This window comes from Mesorhizobium sp. USDA 4775 (genome assembly GCF_054062655.1).
This window is the reverse complement of record NZ_JBSSFM010000001.1, coordinates 3,163,930-3,190,082: the sequence shown is the minus strand read 5'-3', so window position 1 is coordinate 3,190,082 and position 26,153 is coordinate 3,163,930. Positions and strand designations below refer to the sequence as shown.

General features: G+C 63.6%; 29 protein-coding genes and 1 tRNA gene. 9 read left to right on the top strand and 21 right to left on the bottom strand.

Translation table 11 applies throughout. The features are described from left to right. Positions 1-8: 8 nt before the first annotated feature. Positions 9-314, bottom strand: a complete 306-nt coding sequence (locus tag ACVILI_RS15275) for an ETC complex I subunit (protein WP_015318428.1) — start codon at positions 312-314, stop codon at positions 9-11. A 125-nt stretch (positions 315-439) separates the two neighbouring features. On the opposite strand from ACVILI_RS15275, the gene ACVILI_RS15270 reads away from it, so the two are divergent. Then, a tRNA-Pro gene (locus tag ACVILI_RS15270) sits at positions 440-516 on the top strand. A gap of 403 nt (positions 517-919) precedes the next feature. On the opposite strand, the gene hdaA is transcribed toward ACVILI_RS15270, so the two are convergent. Genes hdaA through ACVILI_RS15255 form a run of 3 tightly spaced genes read right to left on the bottom strand, consistent with a single transcriptional unit; the run spans position 920 to position 3,358 of the window. Further along, the gene (gene hdaA, locus ACVILI_RS15265; RefSeq protein WP_019857373.1) at positions 920-1,624 is read right to left on the bottom strand and encodes a DnaA regulatory inactivator HdaA; all 705 of its coding nucleotides are present in this window, start codon (positions 1,622-1,624) and stop codon (positions 920-922) included. Beyond that, a complete protein-coding gene (locus ACVILI_RS15260) occupies positions 1,621-2,829 on the bottom strand; it encodes an AI-2E family transporter (RefSeq protein ID WP_240565152.1) in 1,209 nt (402 codons plus the stop codon). Before ACVILI_RS15260 ends, hdaA begins: the two co-directional genes overlap by 4 nt. Next, positions 2,801-3,358, bottom strand: coding sequence for a CDP-alcohol phosphatidyltransferase family protein (locus ACVILI_RS15255; protein WP_019857371.1), 558 nt, complete (start codon positions 3,356-3,358; stop codon positions 2,801-2,803). The genes ACVILI_RS15260 and ACVILI_RS15255 overlap by 29 nt, the downstream gene beginning before the upstream one ends. 205 nt (positions 3,359-3,563) lie before the next feature. On the opposite strand from ACVILI_RS15255, the gene purM reads away from it, so the two are divergent. From purM to ACVILI_RS15235, 4 genes are read left to right on the top strand one after another with little or no spacing between them, the layout of a single operon-like run. Next, positions 3,564-4,688: a phosphoribosylformylglycinamidine cyclo-ligase gene (gene purM / locus ACVILI_RS15250; RefSeq protein ID WP_019857370.1), complete on the top strand. Its 1,125-nt coding sequence runs from the start codon at positions 3,564-3,566 to the stop codon at positions 4,686-4,688. After that, the gene (purN, locus tag ACVILI_RS15245; protein WP_019857369.1) at positions 4,685-5,398 is read left to right on the top strand and encodes a phosphoribosylglycinamide formyltransferase; all 714 of its coding nucleotides are present in this window, start codon (positions 4,685-4,687) and stop codon (positions 5,396-5,398) included. Before purM ends, purN begins: the two co-directional genes overlap by 4 nt. Before the next feature lie 12 nt (positions 5,399-5,410). Further along, the gene (locus ACVILI_RS15240) at positions 5,411-5,752 is read left to right on the top strand and encodes a hypothetical protein (protein ID WP_019857368.1); all 342 of its coding nucleotides are present in this window, start codon (positions 5,411-5,413) and stop codon (positions 5,750-5,752) included. Beyond that, positions 5,752-6,261: a SixA phosphatase family protein gene (locus tag ACVILI_RS15235; protein ID WP_019857367.1), complete on the top strand. Its 510-nt coding sequence runs from the start codon at positions 5,752-5,754 to the stop codon at positions 6,259-6,261. Before ACVILI_RS15240 ends, ACVILI_RS15235 begins: the two co-directional genes overlap by 1 nt. 46 nt (positions 6,262-6,307) lie before the next feature. Here ACVILI_RS15235 and ACVILI_RS15230 read toward each other — a convergent pair whose 3' ends face one another. The 5 genes from ACVILI_RS15230 to ACVILI_RS15210 all read right to left on the bottom strand — a co-directional run bounded on the left by ACVILI_RS15230 (position 6,308) and on the right by ACVILI_RS15210 (position 8,109). Then, a complete protein-coding gene (locus ACVILI_RS15230; protein ID WP_019857366.1) occupies positions 6,308-6,547 on the bottom strand; it encodes a DUF680 domain-containing protein in 240 nt (79 codons plus the stop codon). A 212-nt stretch (positions 6,548-6,759) separates the two neighbouring features. Further along, on the bottom strand, positions 6,760-6,993 hold the full coding sequence (locus tag ACVILI_RS15225; RefSeq protein ID WP_019857365.1) for a DUF680 domain-containing protein: 234 nt from the start codon (positions 6,991-6,993) through the stop codon (positions 6,760-6,762). A gap of 386 nt (positions 6,994-7,379) precedes the next feature. Then, positions 7,380-7,607, bottom strand: a complete 228-nt coding sequence (locus tag ACVILI_RS15220; protein ID WP_019857364.1) for a DUF680 domain-containing protein — start codon at positions 7,605-7,607, stop codon at positions 7,380-7,382. 48 nt (positions 7,608-7,655) lie between these two features. Next, complete coding sequence (locus ACVILI_RS15215; RefSeq protein ID WP_019857363.1) at positions 7,656-7,859, bottom strand: DUF680 domain-containing protein; 204 nt, start codon at positions 7,857-7,859, stop codon at positions 7,656-7,658. Positions 7,860-7,905: 46 nt separating this feature from the next. Beyond that, positions 7,906-8,109 carry a DUF680 domain-containing protein gene (locus ACVILI_RS15210; protein WP_019857363.1) on the bottom strand — a complete coding sequence of 68 codons (204 nt, stop codon included), beginning with the start codon at positions 8,107-8,109 and terminating at the stop codon, positions 7,906-7,908. Between the two features lie 484 nt (positions 8,110-8,593). On the opposite strand from ACVILI_RS15210, the gene ACVILI_RS15205 reads away from it, so the two are divergent. Both ACVILI_RS15205 and ACVILI_RS15200 read left to right on the top strand, forming a co-directional pair. Continuing rightward, entirely contained in the window at positions 8,594-9,265 is a 672-nt protein-coding gene (locus tag ACVILI_RS15205) for a response regulator (RefSeq protein WP_019857362.1), read from the top strand. Then, positions 9,252-10,610, top strand: coding sequence for a sensor histidine kinase (locus tag ACVILI_RS15200; protein WP_038645812.1), 1,359 nt, complete (start codon positions 9,252-9,254; stop codon positions 10,608-10,610). Before ACVILI_RS15205 ends, ACVILI_RS15200 begins: the two co-directional genes overlap by 14 nt. A 13-nt stretch (positions 10,611-10,623) precedes the next feature. On the opposite strand, the gene ACVILI_RS15195 is transcribed toward ACVILI_RS15200, so the two are convergent. The 10 genes from ACVILI_RS15195 to ACVILI_RS15150 form a co-directional block, all read right to left on the bottom strand. Then, on the bottom strand, positions 10,624-11,502 hold the full coding sequence (locus tag ACVILI_RS15195; RefSeq protein ID WP_019857360.1) for an ABC transporter permease: 879 nt from the start codon (positions 11,500-11,502) through the stop codon (positions 10,624-10,626). An 11-nt stretch (positions 11,503-11,513) separates the two neighbouring features. After that, positions 11,514-12,323: an ABC transporter ATP-binding protein gene (locus ACVILI_RS15190; RefSeq protein WP_038645810.1), complete on the bottom strand. Its 810-nt coding sequence runs from the start codon at positions 12,321-12,323 to the stop codon at positions 11,514-11,516. Between the two features lie 108 nt (positions 12,324-12,431). Continuing rightward, positions 12,432-13,445 (bottom strand): ABC transporter substrate-binding protein, encoded by a 1,014-nt coding sequence (locus ACVILI_RS15185; RefSeq protein ID WP_038645808.1) that lies wholly within the window; start codon positions 13,443-13,445, stop codon positions 12,432-12,434. 204 nt (positions 13,446-13,649) lie between these two features. Beyond that, positions 13,650-14,426 carry a 4-hydroxy-tetrahydrodipicolinate reductase gene (dapB, locus tag ACVILI_RS15180; RefSeq protein WP_457102477.1) on the bottom strand — a complete coding sequence of 259 codons (777 nt, stop codon included), beginning with the start codon at positions 14,424-14,426 and terminating at the stop codon, positions 13,650-13,652. A gap of 8 nt (positions 14,427-14,434) precedes the next feature. Further along, a complete protein-coding gene (locus ACVILI_RS15175; RefSeq protein WP_457102476.1) occupies positions 14,435-16,528 on the bottom strand; it encodes an ATP-dependent helicase in 2,094 nt (697 codons plus the stop codon). A 111-nt stretch (positions 16,529-16,639) separates the two neighbouring features. Beyond that, entirely contained in the window at positions 16,640-16,813 is a 174-nt protein-coding gene (locus ACVILI_RS15170; protein WP_019857355.1) for a hypothetical protein, read from the bottom strand. Between the two features lie 290 nt (positions 16,814-17,103). Further along, positions 17,104-17,277 (bottom strand): hypothetical protein, encoded by a 174-nt coding sequence (locus tag ACVILI_RS15165; protein WP_236952089.1) that lies wholly within the window; start codon positions 17,275-17,277, stop codon positions 17,104-17,106. Positions 17,278-17,594: 317 nt separating this feature from the next. After that, positions 17,595-18,755, bottom strand: a complete 1,161-nt coding sequence (locus ACVILI_RS15160; protein WP_038645803.1) for a M20 aminoacylase family protein — start codon at positions 18,753-18,755, stop codon at positions 17,595-17,597. A 4-nt stretch (positions 18,756-18,759) separates the two neighbouring features. After that, on the bottom strand, positions 18,760-19,992 hold the full coding sequence (locus tag ACVILI_RS15155; protein ID WP_019857352.1) for a Zn-dependent hydrolase: 1,233 nt from the start codon (positions 19,990-19,992) through the stop codon (positions 18,760-18,762). Beyond that, entirely contained in the window at positions 19,989-21,197 is a 1,209-nt protein-coding gene (locus tag ACVILI_RS15150) for a diaminopropionate ammonia-lyase (RefSeq protein WP_032921036.1), read from the bottom strand. Before ACVILI_RS15150 ends, ACVILI_RS15155 begins: the two co-directional genes overlap by 4 nt. A 102-nt stretch (positions 21,198-21,299) precedes the next feature. Here ACVILI_RS15150 and ACVILI_RS15145 point away from each other — a divergent pair, with 102 nt between their 5' ends. Together ACVILI_RS15145 and ACVILI_RS15140 are read left to right on the top strand one after the other, a co-directional pair. Next, positions 21,300-21,779 carry an Lrp/AsnC family transcriptional regulator gene (locus ACVILI_RS15145; protein WP_019857350.1) on the top strand — a complete coding sequence of 160 codons (480 nt, stop codon included), beginning with the start codon at positions 21,300-21,302 and terminating at the stop codon, positions 21,777-21,779. Between the two features lie 28 nt (positions 21,780-21,807). Beyond that, positions 21,808-22,995, top strand: a complete 1,188-nt coding sequence (locus ACVILI_RS15140) for a flavin-containing monooxygenase (protein ID WP_019857349.1) — start codon at positions 21,808-21,810, stop codon at positions 22,993-22,995. Between the two features lie 13 nt (positions 22,996-23,008). Here the strand turns inward: ACVILI_RS15140 and ACVILI_RS15135 are convergent, their stop codons facing one another. After that, a complete protein-coding gene (locus ACVILI_RS15135) occupies positions 23,009-23,812 on the bottom strand; it encodes an arginase family protein (RefSeq protein ID WP_038645799.1) in 804 nt (267 codons plus the stop codon). 100 nt (positions 23,813-23,912) lie between these two features. After that, a complete protein-coding gene (locus ACVILI_RS15130) occupies positions 23,913-26,018 on the bottom strand; it encodes a molybdopterin-containing oxidoreductase family protein (protein WP_038645797.1) in 2,106 nt (701 codons plus the stop codon). Between the last annotated feature and the right edge of the window lie 135 nt (positions 26,019-26,153).

The window sequence follows — 26,153 nt, the reverse complement described above, 5'->3', positions numbered from 1 at the left end:
GGCGCCGTTCAATGCGTCCAGGGCGTCCTGCGGTCATAGCGGAAATTCTCCGCATAGGAAATCTGGCGGCGCTTGGTCTCTTTCGGCTCCTCGACACGGAAGGCAAGACCTTCCTTTTCGGCGTAGGCCACGGCCTCTTCGCGGGTGTCGAAGGTCAGCCTGATCTGGCTTCTCATGTCTCCCGACGTCGTATAGCCCATCAGGGGATCGATCTTCTTGCGCATCTCGGGGTCGAACTCCAGCACCCAGTGGCCGGTCTTGGCCTTGCCGGACTGCATCGCGGTTTTGGCTGGGCTGAAAATGCGCGCGGACATGGCCACCTCATGGTTGTGCAAGGCAGCATCGCTGCCCCTTCGCCCGTCATTACTGCGCAATGCGCATGGCGGCAAGGTTTTTGCACTTGCCATGTAACACCGAAATGAATAGGCAACAGACCGTTCGGAGTGTAGCGCAGGCTGGTAGCGCATCTGGTTTGGGACCAGAGGGTCGGGAGTTCGAATCTCTCCACTCCGACCATCTTCTTCGTATCCGCCGCGCCAAGGCGCCGTCGCCCGCCACGAGAGCCGGCAGATTTGTCGTGCCTTTGGTCGGATACACGCTCCAGGCCCCGCCTACGCGACGATACGCGTGCCGGTCCAGTTCTGCCGGATGACCGCCGCCACTCCACCCGACTTCAAGTCTGGAGCGCGCCTCCTATGTCGGTCGTGGATAGATCGAGCCCGGTATACAGGAGCGGCTGGAAGGCAAGCTCGCCGGGCGAGAACCCCAAACTCATTCCCGGCGAGCCTACAACCTGATTTGGAACGCAATCAGGACCGGGGTCAGCCGGCAAACTTTGTGCAGCAAGATAGATGCCAGCTGCTCTGTCCCGAAATGGGACATGCCCAGCGTCTGCTGGTGGTCGAGGCATCGCGATCGGCTAAATCTCGAACTCGCGCTGCCCCTCGTCCATGGCGTTGATCGTTTCAGCGGCGAGCGCGCGGGTGATCGGCATCTTGCGCTCGAGCGCGGTGCGGTCCAGCCGCTCCACTACGCGCATGGCTGTCGCCAGCGAGCGCTCGATGCGCCGCACCAGATATTGCACGACATGCGGTTCGACCTCGACCTGGCGGTCGGCGAACAGTTTGGTGATGACACCGGCCAGCAGCAGGTCGTCGGGCTCGTGGATCTCGACCGTCGCCGCCGCCTTCAGCCGCGAGGCCAGATCGGGCAGCGACACACCCCAGGCCGAGGGAAAACGCCGCGCGGTCAACAGCAGCGTCGAGCCGGCGCCGCGCACCGCATTGATCAGATGGAACAGGCCTTGTTCGTCGACCGCGCCGGCATCGACATCGTCGATTAGCGCCGGCCGGGCGCCGAGACTGGTGATGCTGTCGCCGATGCGCCGGGCGTCGACGGCGACCGCATTGGCGCGCACACGCCAGATGGCGGCCAGATGCGTCTTGCCGGAGCCGGCGGGGCCTGCCAGCACCACCACCGGCGAGGGCCAGTCCGGCCAGCGATCGACCAGTGCCGCCGCCTGGTTGTTGGTGCCGGAGACGACGAGTTCGTCGCGCGAATAGCCAGTGCCGTGGCCGAGATCGAGCGGCAGCTGGCGCGGCGGATCGGTTCGCTGGGCGGTCACTTCGAGCGACGTGGTTGGGTGCGGTGGCCGCCGCCACGATCGGCCGGCAGCGGCGGCGCGGCCTCTGTCGCGTGGCCCTTGTAAAGCGGCGATTCGAGATAGCGGGCGATAGCGAAGCGCACCAGAACGGCGACGGCGGCGGAAGCCGGCACGGCAATCAGCAGACCGACAAAACCGAACAGCGCGCCGAAGGCAAACAGGGCGAACATCAGCCACACCGGATGCAGGCCGACGCTTTTGCCGACCAGCCTGGGCTGCAGGATGTTGCCTTCGATGAACTGGCCGATGAAGAAGACCACGGCGACGGCGACGATCATCGTCCAGTCCGGCCAGAACTGGACGAAAGCGACGCCGACGGCCAGCACCAGCCCGGTCACCGAGCCGACATAGGGGATGAAGGAGATGAGCCCGGCGAACAGGCCGATGAGGATGGCGAAATTCAGCCCGGTCAGCGTCAGACCGGTGGCGTACATGGCGCCCAGCACCAGGCATAGCGTGCCCTGCCCGCGCACGAAGCCAGCGGTCGCGGTGTTGATGTCGCGCGCAATGGCGCGCACGGTCGCGACGTTGTCGCGCGGCACCCAGCTGTCGATGACCGCCACCATGCGGTCCCAGTCGAGCAGCATGTAGAAAGCGACGACCGGCGTCACCACGAACAGGCTGACCACCGAGACCAGCGCCACGCCCGAACTCCAGATCGAGGTGAAGACCGTGGTGAGCAGACCGAAACCCGACGTCAGCAGCGAATTCAGCCCATCGCGCAAGCCATTGGCGTTGACGCCGAATTTCTGCTCGAGCCATTTCGGATCAAAGGAGGTGATCAGGCTCTGCAGCCGGGTCAGGTATTCCGGCAGTTTGCCGGCGAAATCGGCCATCTGCGTCGCCAGGACCGGGATGAGGATGACAAAGGCCAGCACCAGCACGATGAGGAAGGTGATGAGGATGACCACCGTCGCCATGAAACGGGACAGGCCAAGCCGCTGCAGCCGGTCGGCGACCGGATCGAGGAAATAGGCAAGCACCATGCCGGCGACGAAGGGCAGCAGAATGTTGCTGAACATATAGAGGAACAGCGCAAGGGCAGCGACGCCGGCCACCCAGAAGGAGATCTGCCGGCGGAACGCGGAGACCGCGGCAAGATCGGCAGCCGCGGCCTCGATCACCGCCGCTTCTTCCTCAGATGTCCGGATTGGAGCCTTCGCCATAGCCGCTCATATGCCTCAGCCAAGCCACGAGATAGGCCGCGGCCGAAGCCACGGTCAAGACCCCGGACAGCAATATGAGGGCTGGCCGCAGCGGGTCGAGGTGCATGGCAAAGGCGAGCTCGCCCAGCACGACCGCCGCCAGCACGATCTGGATGGCTGTATTGGCCTTCGACACCAGGAACGGCTTTATCTCGACCGGATGCGCCATCACCGTGGACAACAGGACCGCGCAGACGATCAGCGCATCGCGCGACACCATGGTGACGACCAGCCACAGCGGCAACTGCCCGATGAAGCCCATGACGACGAACACCGAAACCAGAAGCAGCTTGTCGGCCACCGGATCCAGATAGGCGCCGAGTTCGGACTGCTGGTTGAAACGGCGGGCAATGAAGCCGTCGACGCCATCCGAGACGCCGGCGATGACGAAGCCGGCAAAGGCCCAGTCCCAGCGGGCCTGCAGCATGGCCAGCACCACGGCAGGCACCAGGAGAAGGCGCAGGATGGTGATCAGATTGGGGATGGTCAACTCATTGTCCCGCCATGCGCTGTTTGGAGATAGATGAAGGAGATGGAGAGCCGCCACAAGGGACAGTTCGTTCCAGGAGCGAGCGCCAAACCTGATGCCATTCTATCCACGCTTTTGTCAGGTCAAATGGCGCTCGGCTCCGCCGTTATCCTTGCGGACCGAAACCGTTCATGCGAAGAGCCCGCAAACGAGCAGGAAAATTGCGATGAGCAAGCGCGACACAAGCCAGCGCAAAACGGGCCAGCCCAAAACGGGCCAGGCCAAGACGAGCAAGCGCAGGAACGGGCTCACTTATGCCGAGGCCGGCGTCGATATCGATGCCGGCAATCTCATGGTCGAGAAGATCAAGCCGCTGGTGCGTGCCACGCGCCGGCCCGGTGCGGATGGCGAGATCGGCGGTTTCGGCGGGTTGTTCGACCTCAAGGCGGCCGGCTTCACCGATCCGGTGCTGGTCGCCGCCAATGACGGCGTCGGCACCAAGCTCAAGATCGCCATCGATGCCGGCAAGCACGACACGATCGGCATCGACCTCGTCGCCATGTGCGTCAACGACATCGTCGTGCAGGGCGCCGAACCGCTGTTCTTCCTCGACTATTTCGCCACCGGCAAGCTGGACCCCGACCAGGGTGCGGCGATCGTCGGCGGCATCGCCGAAGGCTGCCGGCAGGCCGGCTGCGCGCTGATCGGCGGCGAGACGGCGGAAATGCCCGGCATGTATCACGGCAAGGACTATGATCTCGCCGGCTTTGCCGTGGGCGCGGCCGAACGCGGCCAGCTTTTGCCCACCGACGACATCGTCGAAGGCGACGTGCTTTTGGGTCTCGCGTCCTCCGGCCTGCATTCGAACGGTTTTTCGCTGGTACGCCGCATCGTCGCCGCCAGCGGCCTGGCGTGGAGCGATCAGGCGCCGTTCAACGACGAGGCGACGCTGGCCGAGGCGCTGCTCGAACCGACCCGCATCTACGTCAAGTCGATCCTCAAGGCGATCCGCAACACGCATGGCATCAAGGCGCTGGCGCACATCACCGGCGGCGGTTTCCCGGAGAACATTCCGCGCGTGCTGCCCAAGGATTTCTCGGCCGAGCTCGACCTGGAAGCCATAGACGTGCCGGCGGTGTTCTCTTGGCTGGCCAAGAGCGGCGGCGTGGCGCCGGAAGAAATGATGCGCACCTTCAATTGCGGCGTCGGCATGATCCTGGCGGTCGCCTCCGGCCAGGCGGCGCAGGTCGCCGCCGTGCTGCAGGAAGCCGGCGAGACGGTGACGCCGATCGGCCGCATCGTGCCGCGCCGCGATGCCGGCGTCATCTATCGGGGCTCGATCGGCCTATGAGCACGCAGAGAAAACGCACTGTCGTCCTGATATCGGGACGCGGCTCCAACATGACCGCGCTGATCGCGGCGGCCAGCGACCCGGCCTTCCCGGCCGAGATCGTCGGCGTGATTTCCGACAAGGCCGACGCCGCAGGCCTCGGCATCGCCAAGGCGCGCGGCATCGCCACGCAGGTCATTGCCCGCGCCAACCATGGCAGCAAGCAGGCGCATGACGCGGCGATCGACGCCGCGCTCACCGCCTTAAATGCCGAGATCGTGGCACTGGCCGGCTACATGCGCATCCTCTCCTCCGGCTTCGTCCAGAAATGGCAAGGCCGGATGATCAACATCCACCCTGCCCTGCTGCCGGCGTTCAAGGGCCTCGACACCCATGCTCGCGCGCTGGCCGCGGGCCTGCGCATCCATGGCTGCACCGTGCATTTCGTCACATCAGAGATGGACGACGGGCCGATCATCGCCCAGGCGGCCGTGCCGGTGATGGTCGGCGACAATGCCGATACGCTGGCTGCCCGGGTGCTGAAGGCCGAGCACCGGCTCTATCCGCTGGCGCTGGGGCTGGTCGCCGAAGGCAAGGCGCGCATGGAGGCCGGGCGCACGGTGCTCGCCCACTTTGCCGACGATGCCGACAACGGCACCTCGGTGGTGATGGCGCCCGATCCGCTGCGCGAGGAGGCCGATCTGGAACATCTGGCGCGGATTACGCCCTGAGGGCCGAGGCCAATGGGCGTTTTCGACAGTGCGATCCGGACGAGAGGCGACCTGGCCGGCGTTTTCGAATATGACGAGGCGGGAGACCCGCAAAACGCCACCGCATATTTTTACCTCTATCGAGCCCAAGGAGACGAGTCAGGCTCCGTCGTTGATACAATTCACATACGATCGGGCTCTTGGGCCATCAGCGGATCGGATATCGTCGTCCGGTGGGATAAGGATGAGCGGCGCGTCGGGTTGTTTATCTTCGGTGCCCTTGCCGCAGCTTTCGACACTGAAGCCGGCACCAAGCACGGCGGCGGATATGGCAGAGACTTTCATGCCGATATTCCCTGGTCGGGCTCAAAATGATGAAACAGCTACTCCTTCTGCGCCACGCCAAATCGAGCTGGGACGACCCTGCTCTCGATGATGTCGACCGGCCGCTGGCCGAACGCGGGTTGAAGGCGGCCAAATTGATAGGGCGGGAGCTTGCGGCGCGCGACTGGCTGCCGGATCTGGTGCTGGTGTCGTCGGCTCTGCGCACCCGTGATACATGGCGGCTGATCGCCGCGGAACTGCCGGCGTATCCCAAGGTCGTGTTCGCCGAAGCGCTCTACGAGACTTCAGCGGCGGATATTCTAAGCCAGATTCGTAAAGTCGACCCATCAAGCGGCTGCCTGGCGGTGGTCGGCCACAATCCGGGCTTGGAGGATCTGGCGAAACAGCTTGCCGGATCAGGCTCGGAGGCCAAGGCCCACAAGAGGCTCGAGGAAAAGTTCCCCACGGCAGCCATCGCGCGCTTTGTCTTCGACGGCGACTGGTCTGGCTTGTCGGTCGCCCGACTGACGCATTGCCTGCGCCCCAAGGATCTGAGCTAGAAGTCCTGCCGGGCATGCGGCGGGCAAGCCCGCCGCGCCCGAAACCTCAGTTGCCCCAGATACCCTGGCCGGGTTCCGGCCAGTCGGTGGTGGTCTTCATCCTGGTATCGCCCGCCTTGTGCCCGGCCATATCAGTGTTCTTGACCGCGCTGGTGGCGGCGTGATCCACGCCGGCAATCGAGGCAACCGGCTGGTTGGCATTGTCGGAGCCGTAGTGGTCACTGCCGGCAAGGGCGCCGCCGGTCGCAATGAAGATAGCGGCGGCAGCGAGAGCAATCTTGTTCATTTCAATCTCCTGGTTTCTCCGTTAGGCGGCGTCTTGGGAGGACGGTTCCGCTGGGAATAAGACCCGAGGCCATCCGGTTTTATTCCCGGACGCGGAGCTTTCCCTCTGCTGCTCAAACCGATGCCAGCCCGTGCCTGCCCTGCTGCGCAAAAAACAAGAGCGGCGGGCCGAACCCACCGCTCTTTGTCATCGAGGCCTGCTTGAGCGTTGGCTTAGTTGCCCCAGATCCCCTGGCCGGATTCCGGCTGGACAGAATCAGGCGTCAGCTTGAAGCCGTGATGCTCGACCGGCTTGCGGATCGAGGCCGTGTGGCTGTGGTCGATGTTGCCCGCAGGCGCTGTGATGGCCGGCTGGTTGACGTTGTCCGAGCCATAATGGTCGCTACTGGCAAAGGCGCTGCCCGTGGCAACGAGGATGGCAGCAGCGGTAAGTGCAATCTTGGTCATTTTCTTTACTCCAGTATTCCTAGTTCTGTCCGTCTAGTGGCGTGCCCTTGGGAGGAATTTCGCGTCGCTCGGACAGGCTGGAAGTGGGTTTTTCGTTCGCCGACTTCCAATCACGAAGATGTTCCATCACGCGCGAGATTCGGACCTTGAATTTTGGCCAAGGGTCAGGTGTAAGAAAATTTATTAATAAATATCATATGGTTATCGGAAGGCGCCCGTGCACATTGTGGCGATTTGTCGAGTCGGCGTTGACCGTCCGCTCACGGTTCGTCAACATTATTTGAACCGATCGGTTCGATTTCAGATCGGTACAATCGCATGCATAAAAAACAAGAGCGGCGGGCCAGGCCCACCGCTCTTTGTCGTCTTCCGGGGGGTTGAAGGAATTAACGGCCCCAGATGCCCTGACCCGACTGAGCCGGGACGTCGGCATTGGCGTCGCCCTGTGCCTTCAAAGACTTCACGATCGAACCGGTATGCGTGGTGTCGATGTTAGAGGACGACTGGCTGACAGCCGGCTGGTTGACATTGTTGGATCCATAATTGTCGCTGCCGGCAAAAGCGGCGCCCGTGGCGACGAGGATGGCAGCGGCGGTGAGAGCGATCTTGGTCATTTTAAGTACTCCTGAATTGAAGTTCGGGTTGATATCGGCAGTCGCGATTTAGCGGCCGAAGAGGTTGCGGTCGGCGCCCTGCGGAGCCTGGGCCTGGACGGTCGCGGTCGACTTCGAGGTCGAAGCGGTGACCGAATGATCGACAGCGGCGGCGGGCTGGTTGACGTTGTTGGAGCCGTAGTTGTCGCTGCCGGCGAAAGCGGTGCCCGTGGCGACGAGGATGGCGGCGGCGGTAAGAGCGATCTTGGTCATTTTAAGTACTCCTGAATTCAAATTAGGTTGATCTCGGCAGTCGCGATTAGCGGCCGAAGAGGTTGCGGTCAGCGCCCTGCGGAGCCTGGGCCTGGACGGTCGCGGTCGACTTCGAGGTCGAAGCGGTGACCGAATGGTCGACAGCGGCGGCGGGCTGATTGACGTTGTTGGAGCCGTAGTTGTCGCTGCCGGCAAAAGCGGTGCCCGTGGCGACGAGGATGGCGGCGGCGGTGAGAGCGATCTTGGTCATTTTCTTTACTCCAGTATTTATCTGTCCTGTCCGTCTAGTGGCGTGCCCTTGGGAGGATTTTCGCGTCGCTCGGACCACCCCGAAGTAGGGAATGCCTTTTGGGATTACCAGTCGCGTCGACTTTGCAGGATTTGCTTATATTATAGACAATGCATATTGCATTGCAGCAATTTCTGCGCGATTTACGCAATGATTTCAGCTCATTAGGCTCAGCGCCCCCAACCAAACCGGAGTGTTTTCGGAGGCCATTGTTCACCGTTTGCGGTACAATCTGTCAATCAGAACCGAACCGTTCGGTTCGATTTATGGGTATGGACTGACTGATTTGAAGCTGCAAGGGTCTGCAGTTATCCCTCGCCAAGACCGCATTTGTCTTGCGTTGAGATCGATACTGTCGCTCATTCAGGAGAGATCAGGGTGCCGCGGTCATCAAGCCAAGGCGACCCGCTGGAAGGCCGCAAATGGGATTGGGACTGTCATAGATATGCGACTGCTGCTCGTTGAGGACAATCGCGAACTGGCCGACTGGCTGGGCAAGACCTTGCGCCAGGCGAATTATGTAGTCGACATCGTCCATGACGGCGAGGATGTCGAGCACGCGCTGGCGGCGGGCGACCATGCGCTCGTCATCCTCGACCTGGCGCTGCCGCGCATGAGCGGCCTGGAGGTGCTGCGCTTGCTGCGGGCGCGCGGCAACCGGGTGCCGGTGATCGTGCTGACCGCCAATGCCAGCCTCGACGGCAGGGTCAAGGGCCTCAATGAAGGCGCCGACGACTATCTGGCCAAGCCATTCCAGATCGAGGAGCTCGAGGCCCGTATCCGGGCGCAGTTGCGCCGCGCCAATGACCGCACCGCGCCTGTCGTTGCCTGCGGCGATCTCGTCTTCGACACCAACACAAGGCTGTTTTCGCTCGCCGGCGAAGCACTGGCGCTCACACCCCGCGAGCATGCGGTGCTGGAGCAATTGATGGTGAAGGCCGGGCGCACGGTGAGCAAGGCAGCACTTTCGGCGGCGATCTATGACTTCGAGACCGATGCCGACCCCAGCGCCATCGAGATCTATGTGCATCGCGTGCGCAAGAAGCTCGAAGGGTCGCGGGTCCAGATCGCCACCTTGCGTGGCCTCGGCTATCTCTTGCGACATGAAGATCAATAGCCTCCGCCTGCAATTGTTGGCATGGGTGGTGCTGCCGCTGGCCGGACTCGCCACCATCAATCTGTGGACCAGCCATGGCAGCGCGCTGGCCACCGCCAACCTGGTCACCGACCGAATGCTGCTCGGCTCGGCTCGGACCATCGCCGAGCAGGTCGCCATGACCGACGGCGTGCTCGATGCCACGATACCGCCGGCAGCGATCGAGATGTTCGATACGGGCGACCGCGACAGCGTCTACTACCATGTCAAGACCGCCAGAGGGCGGCTGCTGACCGGCTATCCCAATCTGCCGGAGGCATTGACGCCGTCCAGCACCGAGGCAACCTATCGCGATCACCGGCTGCGGCTGCTTAGCTTCAGCCAGGGTGTGGTCGGTGCCGGCGAGGATTCGCCGATATCGGTTACCGTCGGCGTCACCCTTGCCGGACATGACGCGATGGTGCGGCGACTCTGGTTTGGCGCCTTTGCCCAGCAGTTGGCGCTGGTGGCTATCGCCGGCCTGTTCGTGCTGCTTGGCCTGCATCGCGGCCTGGCGCCGCTTATCAGGCTGCGCGACGCGGTGCGTTCGCCGAACCGCAGCGACCTCGATCCGATTGAAGTGCGGGGCGCGCAGAGTGAAATCCGCCCGCTGATCGATGCGCTAAACGCCTATATGGCACGCGTGCGGGCACAGATGGCGTCGCAACGCCGCTTCGTCGCCAATGCCGCGCACCAGTTGCGCACGCCGCTGGCGCTGCTGTCGACGCAGGCGAGCTACGCGCTGCGAGAGACAGTCCCCGATGCCCGCCACGAGGCACTGGTGGCCTTGCAGGCAAGCTCCGGCCGCCTGGCACGGCTTGCCGAACAACTGCTGACATTGTCGAGAGCCGAGCCGGGCAGCCGACGGCCGCGCGCCGACCGTGTCGACCTGACCGAAGCGGCTCGCCAGGTTCTGGAAACCCATGCGCCGATCGCCGTCAGCCGCAACGTCGATCTCGGCCTTGAGGAGGCCGGTCCCGTGCCGGTCATCGGCGATGGCACCATGCTGCGCGAGATGATCGTCAACCTCGTCGACAATGCGCTGCGCTACTCCTCGTCAGGTGGCAGCGTCACTGTGAGGCTGGCGGCCCTCGATGGCGAAGCCGTACTGACGGTCACCGACGACGGGCCTGGCATCCCGGTGGAAGAGCGGGATCACGTGTTCGAGCGCTTCTATCGCATCGCCGGCTCGACCGAGGAAGGCAGCGGGCTGGGGCTCGCCATCGTGCGCGAGGTTATCGAAAACGCCGGCGGCCGCGTCACCCTGCGGGATGGCGCGGCCGGCGGTCTGGTGGTTGACGTAAGGTTGCCGCTGGCAAGCAGCTAGCCCAGGTCGCCGCTCATTGCGTCTCATGCAGCGGCTGGGGACGCCATTTCGCCAGGCGATCCTCGACCATGGTCATCAGATATTCGGCGCCGAGCGCCACCACCATGACAATGACGATTGCCGCATACATGCCGGCGGCGTCGAAGGATCCCTTGGCGATATTGATCAGCAGGCCGATGCCATAGCGCGAGCCGACGAATTCGCCGACGATCGCACCGATGATGGCAAAGCCGAAGCTGACATGCAGGCTGGCGAAGATCCAGCTCATCGCCGAAGGGACGATGACCGAGCGCGTCAACTGCCAGTTGGAGGCTCCGAGGATACGGGCATTGGCAATCATTGCCCTGTCGGCCTCCCGCACGCCCTGGAATGCATTGTGGAAGACAACGAAGAAAACCATGACGAAGGCAAGCGCCACTTTCGAAGCGAGGCCAAGGCCGAGAATCATGATGAAGATCGGTGCCAGGACCACGCGGGGGATTGAGTTGATCACCTTGATGTAGATGGAGAAAATGTCGGCGGCCATCCGGTTGCGGCCGAGCGCGACGCCGATGATGATGCCAGCTACCGAGCCGGTCACAAAGCCAATGACCGACTCTTCCATGGTAACATAGAGATGATACCAGAGCGGCCCCTCGGACGTTCCTTCCGTCGTCCATTCATAGAGCCGCTGCGCGATCGCGCTCGGCATCGCGTAGAAGAACGGATCGATCCACGCCAGGCGCGCGGCAATCTCCCACAAGCCGAGAAAGGCGACCAGGATGGCGACCCGCCAGAATATGACGGTGCGGCGGCGGCGCTGCGACGCCTTTGCCGCGGCCGCTTCGATTTCCGCGTCGGAAGTGCCAGGCTTGAATGCCCCTGCCCTGATGTCGATAGCGGCATCTGTCATGGCGTTCCTCCTCAGGCCGCCGCGCGTGCATAGCTGGTCTCGACCTCTTCCTTGAGGTCGGCCCAGATGGTGCGCGAGTAATCGATGAAGCTTTGTTCGTAGCGGATGTCGGCGACGACGCGCGGGCGCGGCAGGTCGATCGTGTAGACCGACTTCACGGTGGCCGGCCCGGCGGTCAGGACATAGACCTTGTCGGCCAAGGCAATCGCCTCTTCCAGGTCATGGGTTACGAAGACCACGGAAGCCTTTGCTTCGGACCAAAGGCGCAGCAACTCCTCATGCATCAGCACGCGGGTCTGCACGTCAAGCGCCGAAAACGGCTCGTCCATGAGCAGGATCTCCGGACCGTTTATGAAAGTCTGCGCCAGCGCCACGCGCTTGCGCATACCGCCCGAAAGCTGGTGCGGATAATGCTGCTCGAATCGCGACAGGCCGACGCGCGCTAGCCAGTCTCGCGCCGCGGCCATGGCTTCGGACTTGGCCTTGCCGCGAAAGAGCGGACCAGCCATCACGTTGTCGATCACGGTTCGCCACGGAAACAGGGCATCGCTTTGGAAAACAAAGCCGATGCGCGGGTCTATCCCTTTGACCGGCGCGCCCATGACACGAACTTCGCCAGCACTTGGGCTTGCCAGTCCGGTCACCAAGTTGAGGGTGGTGGATTTTCCGCAGCCGGTCGGGCCGACAACGGCGACGAATTCGCCGCGCTGTACGGTCATGGTGAAGTCGCGCAGTGCCGTCAGCGATTTGCCGGTGGGTGAAAGGAAACGCCGGCTGACGTTGATCAGCTCGATCGCCGGTGCATTTTTTTCAATAGCCATGGTGGAACTCCTGGATAAGAGCAGACGCCCGCCGTCGGCCCCAAGGCCGCCGGACGTGAAAAACTGACGGGTGCCGGCGCGATGGCTTCATCGCGCCGGCACGGCCTGCTACTTGGCGTTCTTGACGAATTCCGAGGTGTAGGTCTTGGCAAGGTCGATCTGCTTGCCCTGCAGTTCCTTCTTGAAGGCTGAAAGAACCGTCAGCACTGTCTCAGGTCCACCCTCGGGCATGATCCCGTCGGGGGTGAACATCGCCTTGCCGGCATCGAGGGCCTTCACATAGCCTTCCTTGTCGCCGACATAATAGTCCTTCGGCATCTTGTCGGCGATCTCGGCGCCGCTATGCGAATTGATGAACTTCTGCGTCTTGACGAAAGCGTTGGCCAGCTTCTGCACGATGTCCTTGTGCGCTTCGACCCAATCTGTCTGCATATAGAGGGAGGCGGCCGGGTAGGTGCCGCCGAGCGCGGCCTTGGTGCCTTCCATCGTGCGCATGTCGATAAGGACTTTGGCCTCACCAGTCTTCAGCAGCCGCGTGATCGTCGGTTCGGTCGTCATGCCCGCCTGGATCTTGTCCTGCTGCATGGCGGCAATGAAGGTGTTGCCGGCGCCGACCGGAACCGAAGTGAATTCGCCGAGCTTCAAGCCGTTCTTGACGGCAAGATATTCGGTAAGAAAATTCGTCGATGAGCCTAGACCGGTCACGCCCAGGCTCATGCCCTTGAAGTCGGCGGGCGACTTGATCTCGGGATGCTTGGTCGAAACGAGCTCGACCTCGCCCGGCGCCTGGCTGAACTGGACGATGGATTCGACGAATTTGCCCTTGGCCTGCAGATCGATGCAGTGATCATAAAAGCCGACAACTCCTTGCACGGCACCGGCAAGCATCTCGTTTTCGGCGTCGACCCCGGCCGGCTCATTCAGCAACTCGACGTCGAGACCCTCGTCCTTGAAATAGCCCAGTGCTTCGGTCAGTTTGGCTGGCAGGTAAATCTGCTTCTCGTAGCCGCCGACCATGATGGAAACTTTGTCGGCGGCGTGTACGGACGGCGCTGACAAGGCCATGGCGGCGACGAGTGCGGTTGTGGCGGCTGAATCAAGCAGAATTCGCGCGAGCGACATGGCCTCTTCCCTTTGTTCGTTTCCCGCGCCCCTCTCTCTCCCATCGCTTTTGCGCGACAATATGGGGGCGCCGGACAAGAGTTATGGCACCAACCTTTCATCCAGCTTTCAGGGTAAAGCCGAAAATGACGGCAAAGCTTACGGATCAGTAGGCCGTGGCCAGCAGGCCGTCGCGGCGTCGTGAAAATGCCCGCCGTGCCAAGTTCAGCGGTCAAACCCAAGCACGTCGCGCATATCATATTCGCCGGGCGAGCGTCCCGACACCCAAAGTGCCGCGGCGATGGCGCCACGGGCGAACATGGTGCGGTCGCCGGCAGCGTGCGACAAGGTAACAAGCTCGCCTTCGGCACAGAAGCTGACGCTGTGTTCGCCGATGATGCTGCCGCCGCGAACCACCGCAAAACCGATCTCGCCGGCCGGCCGCGCGCCGGTGACGCCGTCGCGGACGCGCCTTGCGACCGCGTCCAGGTCGACGCGGCGTCCACGGGCGACGGCCTGTCCCAGCATCAGTGCGGTGCCCGACGGCGCATCGATCTTGTGGCGATGATGCGCCTCGAAAATTTCGGCATCCCAATCTTCGGGGGCAAGTGCCCTCGCCGCCCGCTCGACCAGTCCGACCAGCATGTTCAGTCCAAGCGAAAAACTGCCGGAGCGGACGATGGGAATCGTTTTCGCGGCATCGGCTATATCAGCCAGTTCGCCCGCATCGAAACCGGTCGAACCGATCACCAGGGCCGGTCCGCCCCAATTTGCGCAAACCCTCGCCAGATCGGCGGAGGCGGCGGGCGTGGTGAAATCGATCACCACATCGGTCATGGCAAGCGCCTCGTCGCGGCTCGCCAGCCCATCGCCGACACTGCTTGGGCGATGGAAGCGGGCAGCAAGCGCGAGCCGCGGATCGGCCTGCACGGCCTCCGCCATCTGCCGCCCCATGCGGCCCAGCGCGCCGGCGATGGCGATCCGGATCGGCGGTTGCACCATGATCTCGGCTATTTCCACATGCCGCGCATGCGCGCGCCGATGTCGACGCGCACCTCCGGCCGGGGCGCCCTGCCCTGTGCCGCCTGTGCGCTCGGCCACGACATCTGCTGGAACGCTCCAAGGATCGAGGCGGGGATGAAGCGGGTGCGTGAGGCGTAGAGGTGACGGTCGCCGCGCGCGGCCTGGCCATGGGGAAAGAAGCGCTGCGGCATGACCAGGTTGAGGCTGTCCTTGGCCCGCGTCATCGCCACATAGAGCAGCCGGCGCTCCTCCTCGATATCCTCCTTGGTGCCGACGCCGAGATCGGCCGGAATGCAGCCATCGACGGTGTTGAGCACGAAGACGTTCTTCCACTCCTGGCCCTTGGCCGAGTGGATGGTCGAAAGGATCAGATAGTCCTCGTCGCGATGCGGCGGCCCCGCCTGGTCGCTGGTCGCGTCCGGCGGATCGAGCGTGAGTTCGGTCAGGAAGCGTTCGCGCGAGGCGTAGCCAGAGCCGATCTGCTCGAGCTGCAACAGGTCGGCGCGGCGTGTGACGGCATCCTCATGGATGCGTTCCAGATGTGGCTCGTACCAGAGCCTGACCTGTTCGAGATCGGCCGGCCATTTGGCGCCGGCCCGCAGGCCGGAATAGAGCGAGACGAAACCCGGCCAGTCATCTGCAGCGCGTTGCGGCGGCCGCCAGCCGGCCAGCCCCATCGCCTCGTCCAGAGCCGATGTCATCGTCTCGACAATCTGCGCAGCAGCCGAAGGGCCAATGCCCGGCATCAGTTGCAGGACGCGAAAGCCGGCGACGCGGTCGCGCGGGTTTTCGGCAAAACGCAGCACCGCCAGCACATCCTTGACATGGGCGGCATCGAGGAATTTCAGGCCGCCGAACTTGACGAAGGGAATGTTGCGCCGCGTCAGCTCGATCTCCAGCGGCCCGCTGTGATGCGAGGCGCGAAACAGCACTGCCTGCGATTTCAGCGCCGTGCCAGCTTCTCGTTCGGCCAGAATGGTATCGCAGACGAAGTTGGCCTGCTCGACCTCGTCGCGGACGCTCACCAGCCTTGGCTTGTCGGTGGATTTTCGCTCCGACCAAAGGTTCTTGGTGAAGCGCTCCGAGGCCTCGCCGATCACCGCATTGGCGGCGGCCAGAATGGTTTCTGTCGAGCGGTAATTGCGCTCCAGCATCACCACATCGGCGGCCTGCGCGAACTGTTTTGGAAAATCGAGGATGTTGCGCACCTCGGCGGCGCGGAACGAATAGATCGACTGCGCATCGTCGCCGACCACCGTCAGCCCGGCGCCGTCGGGTTTCAGCGCCATCAGGATCGAGGCCTGCAGCCGGTTGGTGTCCTGGTATTCGTCGACCAGAACGTGGTCGAAACGCCCGCCCAGATGCGCCGCTATTTCCGGCTCGGCCGCCATCTGCGCCCAATAGAGCAGCAGATCGTCGTAATCGAGCACGTTCTGCGCCTGCTTGGCCTCGACATAGCCGGCGAACAGTTGCTTGAGCTGATCGGCCCAACCGGCGCACCAGGGGAAAGCAGAACCCAGCACTTCGCCGAGCGGCGCCTGCGCGTTGACGGCGCGCGAATAGATGGCAAGGCAGGTGCCCTTGGTTGGGAAACGCGCCTCCGTTTTCGAGAAGCCAAGTTCGTGGCGCACGAGGTTCATCAGGTCGGCGGAATCCTCGCGATCATGGATGGTGAAGGCCGGGTCGAGGCCGATCTCCAGCGCATAGTCGCGCAACAGCCGGGCGCCGATGCCGTGAAAAGTGCCTGCCCAGGTCAGCGCATCGGTGATGACCGCGGCGTCGCGGCCGAGCACCTCGCCAGCGATGCGCTCGACGCGCTTGGCCATTTCGGACGCGGCGCGCCGCGAAAAGGACATCAGCAGGATACGGCGCGGGTCGGCACCCCTGACGATCAGATGGGCGACGCGATGCGCAAGCGTGTTGGTCTTGCCCGAGCCGGCGCCGGCAATGACCAGCAAGGGCCCGGCGATCTTGCCGTCGCCATGCTCGACGGCCTGGCGTTGGGCGTCGTTCAGCCGCGCGAGATAGGCGGGCTGGGGAGTCGGTTCCACAAATGTCGAATCATGGGCGGCGAGGTTCATCGCCCATCAAGCATCGTTTCCGCTTTGTTCGCAACATGCAAGCGGCGCGACGGACCCTTGATTTTGATGCAATTCCCAACGCAAAGCGCTGTGCACTTTCCTGGAATTGCCCTACCGCCGGGGATCGACACCCATGGCCGCCGATTGGCGGCGCAAAGCATCGCGGTCACTTCTCGACGCGGGCAGCAACAGGGGATCAACGTCGCCGGGCACGTCATCGATCATCTTGCGCGCGAGGCGATACGCGAGAAAGGCGAATGTACCTGCCAGAAGCAAACGGATCATGCCGCGGTTCTCCTCTGATGAGGGTCAACCGGAAACATGACGGTTTGTTCCATCACGCGAAGTTCGCAACCAAACCGATGGCGCGTCGTTGAAAGGATGGAGGCGACAGCGATGAAGAAGCTAGGATTAGCCCTCATTCTGGTGGTTTTGGCTGTCTCGGCCTGCGACAACAAATTGCCACCGACCAAGGCCCCTGGTGCCGAACAGAGCTCTCACGCCAGCGATCCTGTCATGGACACGGAGACTGTCAGCAACTGAGATAGTTCCGGTGCAATGAGGACCGCAAAACCTCAATGCATTGCAGCGATGCATTCTTCAAGCAGCTCAAGGCGGAACTTGGCATTGCGCAGTTCGTGGCCGGCGTCCTGCTGCAATTGACGACCTCGGGCCGGCGATGCCACTGTGAGGTTTCTTTCGAGTTCGGCGATGCGCGCACGCACCTGCCGCGCCTCGTCCTGACGCAACGCCTTTATCCAGCTCCGCCCGCGCATCCGTCTTCCCGCAACAGCCCAAATACCGGCGCCTTCCATGCCATAAAGACGCTAACGCCCTGCAAGTGCGAATATTCTAAATTTAATGGATGCTAATTTAGAAGGAGATCGGCGCGGAAGAAGGCCGGCGCCGCTTGGGAGGAGAAGGCGCCGGCCAAGCGGATAAATCAGGTCCGCCGCACCATACAAGGTAGCTGAGTCTTGCCCCTGCGTCATGCGGGATCGCGGATTTCGGCCTTTTCCAGGCGTTTTCCACCGGCAAAGGCGTGCCGACGAGGGTCCGCAGCCGATCAAAATCCGAGCCGTTGCCTGGCGATGGCGGCATGGAAACTGGCTCCGAACACCAGCCCTTCATCATTGAAGTCATAGCTGGAATTGTGCAGCGGCGCCGAAGCCTCGCCATTGCCGAGGAAGACGAAGCAGCCCGGCACGTGATCGAGGAAACGGGCAAAATCCTCCGACGCCGTCATGGGCTCGCGGGCAATCGCGATATTGCCGGGCTCGAAGACATTTTTGGCGGCGGCGAAGGCCGCCTCGACCAGTTCGGTATCGTTGTGCAAGGGCACAAATTCCCTGGTGTAATTGACCTCGGCGGCAACGTTGTAGGCGGCCGCGGTGCCCTCGGCGATGATGCGCATCTGGCGTTCGATCTCCGCGCTGACTTCGGGGCGAAAACTGCGCGCATCGCCGAGGATGCGGGCAAGACCAGGCAGCGCATTGCGGGTGCCGTCGGTGATCAGTTCGGTCACAGAAACCACGGCTATGTCGGTCGGGCTCAGGCGGCGCGAAACGATGGTCTGCAGATTGGTGACCAGCGCGCAGGCGGCGACCAGCGTTTCGTTGCCCGAATGCGGCCGTGCCGCGTGGCCGCCGAGCCCCTTGAGCACGATCTCGAAATTATCCTCGGCCGACATGACCGGGCCGGCACGGGTCTCGAAGTGCCCAACGGGAAGGCCGGGCATGTTGTGCAGGCCAAAGATCTCGTCGAAGGGGAAGCGCTGCATCAGGCCGTCGTCGAGCATGGCCAGCGCGCCCCTGCCCCACTCCTCGGCCGGCTGGAAGATGAAGCGCACGGTGCCGTCGAAGCCACCCTCGCCCGCCAGCAGCTTTGCCGCGCCAAGCAGCATGGCGGTGTGGCCATCATGGCCGCAGGCGTGCATGATACCGGGATTGCCGGAGCGGTAGGGCGCGCTTGATTGCTCCGCGATGCGCAGCGCATCCATGTCGGCCCGCAACGCAATGGCGCGGTTGCCGCTGCCGCGCTTCAGCGTGCCGACGACGCCGGTGCCGCCGACGCCCTCGGCGACATCGTCCAGGCCGAATTCCCGCAGCTTGGCCGCGACGAAGGCCGCGGTGCGTTTCTCCTCGAAGCCGAATTCGGGGTGCGCGTGCAGGTCGCGCCGCCAAGCGGTCATCTCGCGCTTCAGCGTTTCTGGATCGAGTTTAGCCATGTCTTCAGCCCTCGAGTTCGGCAAGTTCAGCGACCACATCAAGCAGGATGTTGGCGCCGGCAACAAGCTCGGCATCCTCGGTGTGTTCATGCGGGCTGTGGCTGATGCCTCCGGCGCTCGGCACGAAGATCATCGCCGCCGGCGCGATGCGCGCGATCATCTGCGCGTCATGGCCGGCGCCCGAGGTCATGCGCCGCGAGGCAAGCCCGCGCTTCCTGGCAGCAGCCTCGATCAACTCGACGACCTGCCCATCGAAAACAACCGGCTCGAAGCGGGCCAGCCGTTCGACCGACACGGTGATGCCCTCGGCGGCGAGCTGTTCGAGAAAGGCAGCCAGCGACGCCTCCTGTGCTTGCAGGCTCTGCTCGTCGGGATCGCGCAGGTCGACCGTCAAGACGGCGCGCGATGGGATGACATTGATGGCGTTCGGCTCGAAGCGCATCGTGCCGACGGTGGCAACGGTCGGCGCGTTGGAGGCCGCGGCAAGGTCATGCAGGAAGGTGACCACGCGTGCCGCGGCATATCCGGCGTCGCAGCGCATCGACATCGGCGTGGTGCCGGCATGGTTGGCGACGCCATCGAGGGTGATGCGCTGCCAGGAGATGCCCTGCAGGGTTTCCACCGCGCCGATCGGAATGCCTTCACGCTCCAGGACCGGCCCCTGTTCGATGTGCAGTTCGACATAGAGGTGCGGCTTGAGAAAGCCAGGTTCGCGCTCGCCGGCGTAGCCGATGCGGACGAGTTCCTGCCCGAGCGTGCTGCCGTCGGTGCCGACAGCGGCGAGTGCCGCCTCGACATCGACGCCGCCGGCATGGACCAGCGACCCCATCATGTCGGGGGAGAAGCGCACGCCCTCCTCATTGGTGAAGGCCGCGACGGCGAGCGGGCGCAACGGCGAGAGACCCGATGCCTTCAGCGTCTCGATCACCTCCAGCCCGGCAAGCACGCCGTAGCAGCCATCATAGATGCCGGCGTCGATGACGGTATCGATGTGGGAGCCGATGAGCAGCGGCGCCTCGCCTACATTGTCGGCACTTTGCCAGATGCCGAAAATGTTGCCGATGCGGTCGATGGCGACATCGAGCCCGGCCTGGCGCAGCCAGCCGACAAAGAGGTCACGGCCCTGCCTGTCGGTGTCGGAGGCGGCCAGCCGGGTCAGCCTGCCCTCGCCGTCGCGGCCAACAGCGCCAAGTTCGCGGATGCGGCCAAGCAGGCGCTGCGCGTCGACCGCGATCATGGCGTTGCCTCGGCAACGAGCTTGCCGGCCAACACATCAGCAGGGCTCATGCCAACCAGTTCGGCATAGCGATGCGGGTCGGTGGCGCCTTCGGTGTTGATCACCAGCACGCGGGATTTGCCGTCGAGGCCAAGATCGGCCCTGTTTTCGGCCATCGCCCGGATCAGTCCGGCAAGACCGACCCCGCCGCTCTCGCCGGCAACGATGACCGGATCGCTGCCGGCAGGCAGGGCCAGCCGCCGCATCGCGCCGACCGCGTCGCCCTCGTCCACGGCCATGAAGGCATCGGCGGCGCGCGCCAGCACGCGCCAGGCGACCTGAGAGGCCTCATAGCATTCAAGCATGGCCATGACCGTCGGCTGGTCGTGCGCCACCTTGACCACATGCCCTGCCCGGGCAGCCGCGACAACGCAGGCCGCGCGCGCTGGCTCGACAACGATGAAGGTCGGCCTGGCGTCGCCGAGCACGATGGCGAGATGGCCGGCCACCGCCGCGGCAATGCCGCCAACGCCGGCCTGGACGAAGACATGGGTTGGCGGTTCGCAGAGCTGGCGCAGCGCTTCGCGCACGATCGCCGTATAGCCTTGCATCACCAGGCCGGGAATCCGCTCATAACCCGGCCACGACGTATCCGACACCACGCTCCAGCCCTTCTCGGCCGCGACCTGTGCCGCTTGCCTGACAGAATCGTCATAATTGCCATCGACGCGAACCATCTCAGCGCCGTAGCGGGCTATGGCAGCAATGCGTCCGTCGCTGACGCCGGCATGGACAAAGATCACGGCCCTGGCGCCGGCAAGCTCGGCGCCTTGCGCGACCGAGCGGCCGTGATTGCCGTCGGTGGCGCAGGCAAATGTCATCTTCGCGGCGACCGAGCGAACATCGGCACGATCGAGATCCTCGATATCGACGGGGCGGCCAAGGCGCTTGCCTGCCTCTTCCAACACCAGGCGGAAGACAGCATAGGCGCCGCCCAGCGCCTTGAAGCTGCCCAGGCCGAGACGAAAGCCCTCATCCTTGACATGCAGCGCAGCGAGGCCAAGTTCGCCCGCCAGCGCCGGCAGCGCGTGCAGCGGCGTCATCGCGTGATTGTCGCGATGGGCAAGAAAGCGCTCGACCGTGTCCGCGCCCGCGATCCCGAGGGTTTCGGCATCGGTCGCATCAAGCGGCTCACCGTGCAAGGCATTGCGATTGGGCAGGAACACTGGCGCCTCCTTGGCAGTCAGCGACAACATATTGCAGGACAGGCGCAAAGAGCGCTGTAATTGAGCCTGCGAAATGCAAGTTTGTTTCACCGGGATACCGCATTGCCTCCATCATCGCCTCCGCTCGACAGTTTCGATCTCGCCATCCTTGCCATCCTGCAGCGCGACAACACGACGCCGCAGCGGCTGATCGGCGAAGTGGTGAACCTGTCGGCACCGGCGGTGCAGCGCCGCATCAAGCGCATGGAGCAGGCCGGCGTCATTGCAAGCAATGTCGCAATCATCGAACCCGCGGCGGTCGGCCAGCCCATCACCATCTTCGTCGAGGTGGAGCTGGAGAGCGAGCGAACCGAGCTGATCGACGCGGCCAAGCGGCAATTCTCGCAAACGCCCGAAGTGCAGCAGTGCTATTACGTCACCGGCGAGGCCGACTTCATCCTCGTCATCACGGTGGCCGACATGGGCGCCTATGAGGCGCTGACTCGAAAGCTGTTCTTCGGCAACAACAATGTCCGGAAATTCCGCACCTTCGTGGCCATGGACCGCGTCAAGGTCGGGCTGACGGTGCCGTTGCCGGATTGAGCCTTGCCGGCAGGCAGGCTCCACCGCCATGCTTTTGACATTCTCAGGACGCGAATTGAGCTGGGAGGCGTGCTTGGACCGCACCACGACAGTAGCGATTATCGGGGCCGGGCCGGCGGGCCTGGCGGTTGCCGCATGCCTGCGGCAGGCCGGCGTCGACTTCATCATCATCGAAAAAGAGCAGCAGGCCGCCCCTGCCTGGCGGCGCCATTACGAGCGCGTCCATCTGCATACGACCAAGCGCTATTCGTCGCTGCCCTTCGTGCCCTTTCCTAAACACTATCCGCGTTATGTGCCGCGCGCTCTCTTCGTCGACTATCTCGATGCCTACGCGCAACGCTTCGACCTCAGGCCCCAGTTCGGAGAAACGGTGAAAGCGGTCACCCGGGACGGTCGCGGCTGGCGTGTGGCCGCGCCATCCGGACCGTTGCGCGCCAAACATGTGGTGATCGCGTCAGGCTACAATGCCGAGCCCTTGCGGCCCGGGTTTGCCGGTATCGACACTTTCACGGGCAAGACATTGCACAGCGCGGACTATCGCAATGCCAAACCGTTCGCCGGTCAGTCGGTGCTGGTCATCGGCATGGGCAACACCGGCGCGGAGATTGCGCTCGATCTGGCGGAAAACGGTGCACAGCCGACCATTTCCGTACGCGGCGGCGTTCATATCGTGCCGCGCGAACTGTTCGGCGTGCCCATCCAGATGGTCGGCATGGCTGCGCGCCTGGGGCCGCAACGCTTCAACGATGTTCTTTTCCCGGTCATTCTCGACGTGGTGCTGGGCAGGCTGGAAAAATACGGGCTCAAACGGCCGGGACAAGGACTGCTAGAACAGATTGCGATTGCGTCGCGCATTCCGGTGATCGATGTAGGCACCATCGGCAAGATCCGCGAAGGCGCGATCAAGGTCGCGCCCGATATCGCCGAGATTTCGCAACGCGGCGCCCGTTTTGCCGACGGCAAACACAGCAAATTCGACGCGATCATCTTCGCCACCGGCTACCGGCCGGGCTATGCCAGATTTCTCGAGCCCGGCATCCAGCCGGACCGCAGTGGCGTTACCCCCAAAGCCTCGGATCTCGGTCTCTACCTCATTGGTTTCCACAATGCAGTCACCGGATTGCTGCGCGAGATCGGGATCGAGGCGCAGGCGATCGCCGACGATATAAGGCACCGGCTGAACAGGAAAAAGGCTTCCGAAATCCTGCCGGTGTGATCTGCGGCCTGCCCTATCCCAGTGCAGTCTTCAGCATCATGCCGGCGATCTCCTTCGTCAGCTTGGCGGCGACAAGCGCCGTCATGTTGGAGAGATCCTGGCTTGGATTGTATTCGACAATATCGGCGGCCACGATCGGCTGGTCGATGCCTTGAATGAGGTTGATGACCTGCCGGGTCGACAGCCCGCCGGGCTCGCGGTGCGAGACGCCGGGTGCAAAGGCGGGGTCGAGCCCGTCGAGATCCATCGAGACATAGACTGGTGTTGTGAGGTCGAGCCGCAGGCCCTCGCCGACATGGCGCGCCTCGACCACCTCGATGCCGAAGCGCCCGATCTGGCCGCGAAGGTCGTCGTTGAGCGTGCGCAGGCCGATCTGAATCAGCCGGTCGGCCAACCGCTCCTCCATGATGCGGGCGAAGGACGAGGTGTGGGAGCGCAAATTGCCCTGATAGGCAGGATAGATATCGGGATGTGCATCGATTTGGACGATCGTCAGGCTAGGGTGGCGCCGCCGCACGGCACGCAGAACCGGCCAGGCAATGGCGTGATCGCCACCCAGGCTGATCAGCGGATGCCCGGCATTCAGCGCGCGTCCGACCTCGCTTTCGATGCGTTCCCAGGGGTCGCCGGCGCCGGCAAAGTCGATGTCGCCATGGTCGAGGAAGCGATCCGTCAGATCGAAGCCGGTTTCGCTCCACGAACTGTGGGCGTCGCTATGCAGCTCCCGCCTGATCAGCGCTGGGGCGTCGGCCGAGCCGCGCAGATGGGACGAGTTCTCGTCATGCGGTATTCCCAGAAGCGAAATCGCGCCTGTCATCGACGTCCTCCCCGATGCAGAGAGAGCCTCTATACCGGTACGAGTTGGCCGTTGCGACGAGAGCTGGTTGGGCCAGGTCCGTGCCAGGGATTGAGATCGGCTAGGCCTTGCGCAGCCAGACCTTGTTGTCGTGGAAGGCGGCGCCGCCATAGGGCGCCGGCGCATCGGCTCCGGTCAGCACGTTGATGCCCTCGCCGCGCTCATGCGCGCTGTTCGGCCAGATGCCTTCGGCGATCACCACTCCGCGCTTGATGCCGTCGAAGAATTTCGCGTGCAGCACCAGCTCGCCGCGCGGGTTGCCGACCTCGACACGGTCGCCGTCGGCAAGCCCAAGATCCGCCGCGTCGTCGGGATGGAGGAGCAATGCCGGCCTGCCTTCCTTTTCCTTCGACACCGGCGTTTCGGCAAAGGTCGAGTTGAGGAAGTTGCGCGCCGGCGAGGTCGTCAGCCGGAACGGATGCGCCTCGTCGGCCACTTCGATCAGGTCGACATGGTCGGGAAACTCTGGCAGGCGCTCCACCGGTCCGAACAGGCCCATGCTCTTCGGCGGCCGGTTGGGAGCCGCCTGGCCGGTCCAGTCGGCGCGGAAGCGAAATTTACCATCCGCATGGCCAAACCCGTTGATAAAATGTGCGGCCTCGAAATCCGGCTGCAGATCGACCCATTTCTGCTCTTTCAAGCTGTCGAAACTGCCCAGCCCACGCTTGCCGAGAATGATGTCGATGTGCTGCTGTTCTGTCAGGCCGAAGCCCGGGCGGTCGGCGACGCCGAGGCGCTCGGCCAGTTGCTCGATGACGAAATGGTTGGTGCGCGGCCCTTCCGGTGGCTCGATCAGCTTTGGCCCGAGCGTGATGTGCTGGTTGCCGCCGCCCTTGTAGACGTCGTCATGCTCCAGAAACATCGTCGCCGGCAGCACCACATCGGCCAGCCTGGCGGTGTCGGTCATGAACTGCTCGTGCACGCAAGTGAACAGGTCGTCGCGCAGAAAGCCCTGCTTCACCAGCCGCTGCTCAGGCGCGACATTCACCGGGTTGGTGTTCTGGATCAGCATCGCCGTCACTGGCGGTCCGCCGTAGAGCGCGTCGCCGGCGCCAGTCAGCACCGGACCGATGCGCGAATGGTCGAGATAGCGGATGGACGGATCGCGCATCCTGGTGCCTTCCAGCACCTCCTGGTTGAGCTTGAAGATGCCGGAATTCGAATGGAAGGCGCCGCCGCCCTCATACTGCCAGCTTCCTGTGACCGCGGCGATGCAGGAGGCGGCATGCATGTTGACGGCGCCGTTACGCTGGCGGGCAAAGCCGTAGCCGAGACGGAAATAGGTTTTCCTGGTCGTGCCAACGAGGCGGGCAAAGGCTTCGATCTCGGCGACCGATAAGCCCGTGATCTGGGCCGCCCATTCAGGGGTTCGCGTCCTAAGATGCTCTTCCAAACCCTTCGGATCGTCGGTGTATTTTTCGAGATAGGCACGGTCGGCCAGGCCTTCCCTGAACAGCACATGCATGACCGCGCAGGCCAGCGCGCCGTCGGTGCCGGGTTTCAGCACCAGGCCCATGTCGGCCTGGTTCATCGTCGCGTTTTCATAGACGTCGATGACGACGATTTTAGCACCGCGTTCCTTGCGCGCCTTGATGGCATGGGTCATCACATTGACCTGCGTGACCACGGCATTGGTGCCCCAGATCACCACGCAGTCGGATTTCGCCATTTCGCGCGGGTCGGGCCCACGCAAGGCGCCCGCCCCCATCATCCAGCCAGTCCAGGCGAGATTGGTGCAGATCGACCCGAAGAAGCCCGAATACTTCTTGGCATGACGCAGCCTGTCGATGCCGTCGCGCTGCACCAGCCCCATCGTGCCGGCATAGAAGTAAGGCCAGACCGTCTCCGAGCCGTATTTGTCTTCGGCCGCGATGAACCTTTCGGCGACGAGGTCGAGCGCGGCCTCCCAGCTCGCTTCCTGCCAGACGCCGTCGCCTTTTGCGCCGGCGCGGATCAGCGGCTTCAGCAAGCGGTCGGGGTGGTGGACGCGGTCGGCATAGCGCGCGACCTTGGCGCAGACGACGCCGGATGTGTAGGTGTTGGCCTTGGCGCCATGGACACGGCCGATGCGGTTGCCGTCGAGCAACTCGACCTCGAGCGCGCAGGTGGACGGGCAATCATGCGGACAGGCCGAATGGCCGATGCGAAGCTTGGCGTGCTGGTTCATGGGGGATGTTTAGCTGGTTCCGAACGTGGCGTGTAGGGCCAGATTTGCCCATAGACTGCCTTTCGGGGATGCCTTTTCTACCCGATATGTGGCGACTTCCACCCGATGTGTGGCGACGCATTGCAAGCACCGCAT

What these genes read in the sequence shown, in the direction of transcription:
- ACVILI_RS15275 (WP_015318428.1), bottom strand. Translation starts at nt 314, where the DNA reads ATGTCCGCGCGCATTTTCAGCCCAGCCAAAACCGCGATGCAGTCCGGC.
- ACVILI_RS15260 (WP_240565152.1), bottom strand. Translation starts at nt 2,829, where the DNA reads ATGGCGAAGGCTCCAATCCGGACATCTGAGGAAGAAGCGGCGGTGATC.
- purM (WP_019857370.1), top strand. Translation starts at nt 3,564, where the DNA reads ATGAGCAAGCGCGACACAAGCCAGCGCAAAACGGGCCAGCCCAAAACG.
- purN (WP_019857369.1), top strand. Translation starts at nt 4,685, where the DNA reads ATGAGCACGCAGAGAAAACGCACTGTCGTCCTGATATCGGGACGCGGC.
- ACVILI_RS15240 (WP_019857368.1), top strand. Translation starts at nt 5,411, where the DNA reads ATGGGCGTTTTCGACAGTGCGATCCGGACGAGAGGCGACCTGGCCGGC.
- ACVILI_RS15235 (WP_019857367.1), top strand. Translation starts at nt 5,752, where the DNA reads ATGAAACAGCTACTCCTTCTGCGCCACGCCAAATCGAGCTGGGACGAC.
- ACVILI_RS15230 (WP_019857366.1), bottom strand. Translation starts at nt 6,547, where the DNA reads ATGAACAAGATTGCTCTCGCTGCCGCCGCTATCTTCATTGCGACCGGC.
- ACVILI_RS15225 (WP_019857365.1), bottom strand. Translation starts at nt 6,993, where the DNA reads ATGACCAAGATTGCACTTACCGCTGCTGCCATCCTCGTTGCCACGGGC.
- ACVILI_RS15220 (WP_019857364.1), bottom strand. Translation starts at nt 7,607, where the DNA reads ATGACCAAGATCGCTCTCACCGCCGCTGCCATCCTCGTCGCCACGGGC.
- ACVILI_RS15215 (WP_019857363.1), bottom strand. Translation starts at nt 7,859, where the DNA reads ATGACCAAGATCGCTCTTACCGCCGCCGCCATCCTCGTCGCCACGGGC.
- ACVILI_RS15210 (WP_019857363.1), bottom strand. Translation starts at nt 8,109, where the DNA reads ATGACCAAGATCGCTCTCACCGCCGCCGCCATCCTCGTCGCCACGGGC.
- ACVILI_RS15205 (WP_019857362.1), top strand. Translation starts at nt 8,594, where the DNA reads ATGCGACTGCTGCTCGTTGAGGACAATCGCGAACTGGCCGACTGGCTG.
- ACVILI_RS15200 (WP_038645812.1), top strand. Translation starts at nt 9,252, where the DNA reads ATGAAGATCAATAGCCTCCGCCTGCAATTGTTGGCATGGGTGGTGCTG.
- ACVILI_RS15195 (WP_019857360.1), bottom strand. Translation starts at nt 11,502, where the DNA reads ATGACAGATGCCGCTATCGACATCAGGGCAGGGGCATTCAAGCCTGGC.
- ACVILI_RS15190 (WP_038645810.1), bottom strand. Translation starts at nt 12,323, where the DNA reads ATGGCTATTGAAAAAAATGCACCGGCGATCGAGCTGATCAACGTCAGC.
- ACVILI_RS15185 (WP_038645808.1), bottom strand. Translation starts at nt 13,445, where the DNA reads ATGTCGCTCGCGCGAATTCTGCTTGATTCAGCCGCCACAACCGCACTC.
- dapB (WP_457102477.1), bottom strand. Translation starts at nt 14,426, where the DNA reads ATGGTGCAACCGCCGATCCGGATCGCCATCGCCGGCGCGCTGGGCCGC.
- ACVILI_RS15175 (WP_457102476.1), bottom strand. Translation starts at nt 16,528, where the DNA reads ATGAACCTCGCCGCCCATGATTCGACATTTGTGGAACCGACTCCCCAG.
- ACVILI_RS15170 (WP_019857355.1), bottom strand. Translation starts at nt 16,813, where the DNA reads ATGATCCGTTTGCTTCTGGCAGGTACATTCGCCTTTCTCGCGTATCGC.
- ACVILI_RS15160 (WP_038645803.1), bottom strand. Translation starts at nt 18,755, where the DNA reads ATGGCTAAACTCGATCCAGAAACGCTGAAGCGCGAGATGACCGCTTGG.
- ACVILI_RS15155 (WP_019857352.1), bottom strand. Translation starts at nt 19,992, where the DNA reads ATGATCGCGGTCGACGCGCAGCGCCTGCTTGGCCGCATCCGCGAACTT.
- ACVILI_RS15140 (WP_019857349.1), top strand. Translation starts at nt 21,808, where the DNA reads ATGCTTTTGACATTCTCAGGACGCGAATTGAGCTGGGAGGCGTGCTTG.
- ACVILI_RS15135 (WP_038645799.1), bottom strand. Translation starts at nt 23,812, where the DNA reads ATGACAGGCGCGATTTCGCTTCTGGGAATACCGCATGACGAGAACTCG.
- ACVILI_RS15130 (WP_038645797.1), bottom strand. Translation starts at nt 26,018, where the DNA reads ATGAACCAGCACGCCAAGCTTCGCATCGGCCATTCGGCCTGTCCGCAT.